Source organism: Arthrobacter sp. UYP4 (assembly GCF_057291175.1).
Window position 1 is genome coordinate 1 of record NZ_JBXAVU010000016.1, and the last position, 4,134, is coordinate 4,134.

Consider the following 4,134-nt stretch of genomic DNA (forward strand, 5'->3'; position numbering starts at 1 on the left):
CGACTCGAACCAGACAAAGACCCCCTCCACAGGCAAGGAACTCGAATAACACAACTCCTTCACGGCCCATGGTTATGCATAACCACGCATAACCACGCATAACCACGCATAATCATGCGCGGTCGAACACAGCTTTGGACCGCATGTTCATCCTCGTAGCTTTTGTGTCATCAACTCTCATCTCATCGCTTGCACGGTGGGTTCGAGTTCAGTCCGCGACCCTGCCCCCGCGTCGCGGACTGGACTCCGACCTCCCGTGAGCGCCTCCCTACGGCGGATCTGTCACCGACAGGACATGCCTTGGCAGATCAATGGGTATCGATTGATATTCAGCCCCACTGCTGAACGGAAGTAGGTAAGGGTAGTCCCCCCCTAGATGAGGAAGCAACGAAGGAAGGTCCTTGCGTCACTTTCCACTACTGACCGACACGATGACTGACGGCATGCTCGCGCTCATGTGTGGCAGTTAGTGGGCCCCAGATTCTGATACCGAGGGCCGGTGTTTACGTACCTGACACTGGTGATCGGAGGGTGCGTGTTTGTTCGGGTGTGACGGTGAGACTTTCGATCAGCATGACAAGTGCCTCGTGCAACTTATCGCCACAGTCGAGGATGCGGTGTAAGCGCTGTTCCAGGCCATCAGCTTCGGAGAGCGCCAGGCCACCAGCGCTGGTGATGCTGATGTTCAAACCGCGGGACCCTGGTGTCGGAGCGGAATTGGTGAGGTAACCACTCGCTTCTAAAGATCGCAGGGTCCGGCGGAGTGTCTGAGGCTGCACGCGGATGATCCTGGCTAGTGCCGCTTGACTCGTGGTTCCTGCAGCGTGAAGAGCTTGAAGTGCCACGAGCCCGGAGAGGGTCAACTTCAGTTTCTTCAGTTCACTATTAAGCGCGTACTCCCAGAGGCGCGCTGCCGTGCTGAGGAGTCGTGGGTCCGCCCACATATCCGGTTCCGCGGCATTGACTCGGGAGGTCATCACTGCTTCTCCTCCCCCGGTGCGTCGGCCGTAGGCTTGGTCTGGTTGCCGGGCTGGTTGCCTGGCTGGATTTGTGCTGTCAGCCCCGCATCCAGGACGGCAACGATCTCATCAAGACCGCTGGTGAGAGATGTTCCTGCGAGTCCGCGGACTGCAGCCCAGCGCGACGGGGACACACGCAGCTCGGTCAGAAGGGTTTCCGTTGCTGCTGCAAGTCGAAGCATCCCCAACATCAGAGCCCCCGACTGGATGCTGAAGAGGGCAACGAGTGCGTCTTCATGGTGCTCGGTTTGAACGGCGTTGGCGAGCATCGATAACCTGTGTGGGAGAAGCTCGACAAACGTGGCGGCGAACGCCACGGCTGTCTGCTGCGAGGTCTCACGGGCGAGTTGATCGAAGACGTCCCAGTCGATGACCGCCGTCGGTTGCAATGGTTTTGCGCTCATCGTGCCTCCCGCCCAGTCATTGTTCGTCGTCGCGTCAGCGATAGTCGGTGATGCAGGTCGAAGGCCACCCGATAGTGCCGCCGGGTGGCCTTCGACCCTGGTCGGGTTACTTCTTGAAGGCGTCCTTCACGTTCTCGCCGGCATCCTTGAGATCGGCCTTGGACTGGTCGGCCTGACCCTCTGCGCGCAGACGATCATTGTCTGTTGCGTTACCAAAGGTTTCCTTGGCCTGGCCGGTGATCTTCTCGGCCGCGTTCTTGATCTTGTCGTCGAGTCCCACGGTGTTCTCCTTTGTTGTGTGATGGGTGTTTCTAATGTGCCGGTCCAACGGGTGAACCGGGGTCTTAGTGATACCGGCTTGCTCAGCGGCGGCCGTGGGGCTTTTTCGGACGTCCTTCGGCGACACGGCGCCGCTCCATGTACGGGCCGAAGAGAGCAGTTGCGATAGTCATAGCAATCTTCTTCATGGGTTCCCCAGTGCTCGTGCGTGGACCAGGCGTGTGACGGTCGGGAAGCTCAGGTGTGAGCAGATGATGCCCCCAGGGTGACCGAGCTCTCCTTCTTGGGCTCGTCCTTCACATCGATCGCTACGCCAAGTGATGCCGGTTCCCTGCCGAGGGTCAGACGCAGGTCGTGCTTGATGCGGTGCTCGACATCAGCAACGACGCTGGGCAGATCGGCGTGGGACGTCGTCGTGATACGGACTGTGATGTCCGGCGCGCGGAAGGAGCCGCGGATGATCGTTGTCGCTTCGGAAATGTCCTCGAGCTCTTCCACACGGTCGCTGATGGCGTCTTCGAGAAGGCCCGGCTTCATGACGGTCAATCCCCGGTTCTCGGGATCCTGAAGTTTCAGAACCGATGCTCCGTGCTTGCGGGGAACTTGGGCCAGGAGCCAGAGGACGCAGAAAAGGCCCAAAATGATGCCGCCGACCACCAGGACGGTTGCGATGGTGGTGGTTGTAGCGGGATCGTCAGGCAGGTCGAAGATCGGCTGGTCACGGTCCGGTGCCCTGAATCCGGCAACGGTGTGGCCCTCGAGTAGTCCCAGGCCGATCGCCGCCGTGATTCCCGCGCCCAAGATAAGGATCAGTCCGGTGATGGTCAGCCAGACGCGGTTGAGGCGTCCTGCGGTGTGTCGCATATGGGGTCCTCTTCCTAATCCTTGAGTGTGCTGGTGTTTACGCGGATGCGTGGGGCGTTTTCGAGGTGCAAGGAGTCGACCCGGTTCCGCAGCCTCTGGTGCACGTCCTTCTCGACCTCGTGCCGGTCCAGGGCGTAAGTGTCGATGCGGATGCTGGCTTGTCGGCCTTTGAGGGAGGCTCGGGCGGAGTCAACACCATCGATGCCCATCGCGTGGTCCTCGAGGTAGGTCTTCAGCCCTCGGCGGGTGAGCGCCGCTTCGGTCGCCCCCTCATGGTTCACGAGGTGCGCGTTGTGGTGTCCGGGTATCAATGCGGTGATGATCAGGACGACGCCGATCAGGGCGACTGCCATGGAGGGGATGTACGCGGCCTGCGACGACCACGGTGTGCCGGCGGCGCCGGTGATACCCTCGATCGCCGCGGTGCTCCTGCCGGTCAGGGCCGTGATGCCGGCCCAGACGCCGGCAACTGAGGCCATGAGGAGAACCAGGGCGACGATGAGGGCCGGGACGCTGCGACTGGGGCGCCTCCGGATCGAGTGCCTAGTCGTTCGGGTACTCATAAAAGGCTCCTGCGTGATCGTTCCGTATGGGGGGTGAGGGCCTTGATGGTGATGTCGATGCGGCGCACGTCGAGGCCGGTGGCCTGCTCGATGCTGGCGGTAACGTGATGGCGGATGTCTGCCGATCGCGCGGCGATATCCGAGGGGAAGTCGAGTGCGACGTCGAGGAAGACCGTGACGTGGCGGCCGCTGAGGTCCACTGTGGCCTGCGGCCGGCGGTCTGTGCCGTGTGTCCGGCCAAGGCCGAGCACTCCCCCACCGACGCCGGCGAGGAACGGCAGTTCATGGGCGCTTTGGGCTGCCAGCTTCTCGATGACCTTCTCGCTCATCGTCAATGACCCACGGCCAGCCACGTCAGCTGCATCCCTAGTGTCAGCTACGCCAATTGCATCAGCCGCGTTGATCGCACGGGCCGAGTCAGCCGAGTCAGCCGAGTGGGGTGAGCCGGTCGGACGAGATTCATGGGGGGCTGCCGGGGCGGACGCATTCTGTCTGGGCTCCCGGTCTGTCACCGCCCCGAACCGGGCCTGCTGTTGCGCGGCCCGCCGCGGCCCGGTGTCGCGGGCCCTGTTTGTGGGGTCCATAGGATCAGTTCCTCTTCGTACGGGAACCGGCGAGCTGGTTGAGATCGAGGGAACCGTCCAGGAACCGGCCGATGAGTAGGCCGACTGCGGCGAAGATGATGACGGCAAGGAATTCCAGGAAGCCGCCGAAGACGGCGACGAAGCCAAGGAGGAGACCCACGAAGAGTCCAATGGTGCTGCGTGACACGAGCGTTGTCCTAACAGGAGAAGAGGGTGCAACGTGAAAAGGGGAATGTGCGGGGAAAGCATGGGGCAACTGTCGGTCACCGGGCAGGTGCAGGAGTGCTTCGAGCACCTACCCAGTGACAGCACGTCGTGAGGAACGCTCAGGCGATGAACCGAGCATTCGCAACAGTCAGATAGGCAGGCGTGTTATTCGAGTTCCTTGCCTGTGGAGGAGGTCTTTGCCTGGTTCGAGTCC

At 61.7% G+C, this 4,134-nt stretch carries 7 protein-coding genes; all 7 read right to left on the minus strand.

The genetic code is table 11. From position 1 onward, the window contains the following. Positions 1-503 precede the first annotated feature (503 nt). Positions 504-977 carry a MarR family winged helix-turn-helix transcriptional regulator gene (locus AC0Z9V_RS18035; protein WP_485142377.1) on the minus strand — a complete coding sequence of 158 codons (474 nt, stop codon included), beginning with the start codon at positions 975-977 and terminating at the stop codon, positions 504-506. Then, complete coding sequence (locus tag AC0Z9V_RS18040; protein WP_485142378.1) at positions 977-1,423, minus strand: hypothetical protein; 447 nt, start codon at positions 1,421-1,423, stop codon at positions 977-979. The genes AC0Z9V_RS18035 and AC0Z9V_RS18040 overlap by 1 nt, the downstream gene beginning before the upstream one ends. 106 nt (positions 1,424-1,529) lie before the next feature. Next, on the minus strand, positions 1,530-1,703 hold the full coding sequence (locus tag AC0Z9V_RS18045; RefSeq protein WP_208739430.1) for a CsbD family protein: 174 nt from the start codon (positions 1,701-1,703) through the stop codon (positions 1,530-1,532). Positions 1,704-1,939: 236 nt separating this feature from the next. Continuing rightward, a complete protein-coding gene (locus AC0Z9V_RS18050; RefSeq protein WP_485142379.1) occupies positions 1,940-2,566 on the minus strand; it encodes an Asp23/Gls24 family envelope stress response protein in 627 nt (208 codons plus the stop codon). Positions 2,567-2,580: 14 nt separating this feature from the next. Next, positions 2,581-3,129 carry a DUF6286 domain-containing protein gene (locus tag AC0Z9V_RS18055; protein WP_485142380.1) on the minus strand — a complete coding sequence of 183 codons (549 nt, stop codon included), beginning with the start codon at positions 3,127-3,129 and terminating at the stop codon, positions 2,581-2,583. Further along, positions 3,126-3,713, minus strand: coding sequence for an Asp23/Gls24 family envelope stress response protein (locus AC0Z9V_RS18060; protein WP_485142381.1), 588 nt, complete (start codon positions 3,711-3,713; stop codon positions 3,126-3,128). Before AC0Z9V_RS18060 ends, AC0Z9V_RS18055 begins: the two co-directional genes overlap by 4 nt. Positions 3,714-3,717: 4 nt before the next feature. After that, complete coding sequence (locus tag AC0Z9V_RS18065; protein WP_208739434.1) at positions 3,718-3,900, minus strand: DUF2273 domain-containing protein; 183 nt, start codon at positions 3,898-3,900, stop codon at positions 3,718-3,720. Between the last annotated feature and the right edge of the window lie 234 nt (positions 3,901-4,134).

Coding starts and splice junctions, on each gene's coding strand:
- AC0Z9V_RS18035 (WP_485142377.1), bottom strand. CDS start 977: ATGACCTCCCGAGTCAATGCCGCGGAACCGGATATGTGGGCGGACCCA.
- AC0Z9V_RS18040 (WP_485142378.1), bottom strand. CDS start 1,423: ATGAGCGCAAAACCATTGCAACCGACGGCGGTCATCGACTGGGACGTC.
- AC0Z9V_RS18050 (WP_485142379.1), bottom strand. CDS start 2,566: ATGCGACACACCGCAGGACGCCTCAACCGCGTCTGGCTGACCATCACC.
- AC0Z9V_RS18055 (WP_485142380.1), bottom strand. CDS start 3,129: ATGAGTACCCGAACGACTAGGCACTCGATCCGGAGGCGCCCCAGTCGC.
- AC0Z9V_RS18060 (WP_485142381.1), bottom strand. CDS start 3,713: ATGGACCCCACAAACAGGGCCCGCGACACCGGGCCGCGGCGGGCCGCG.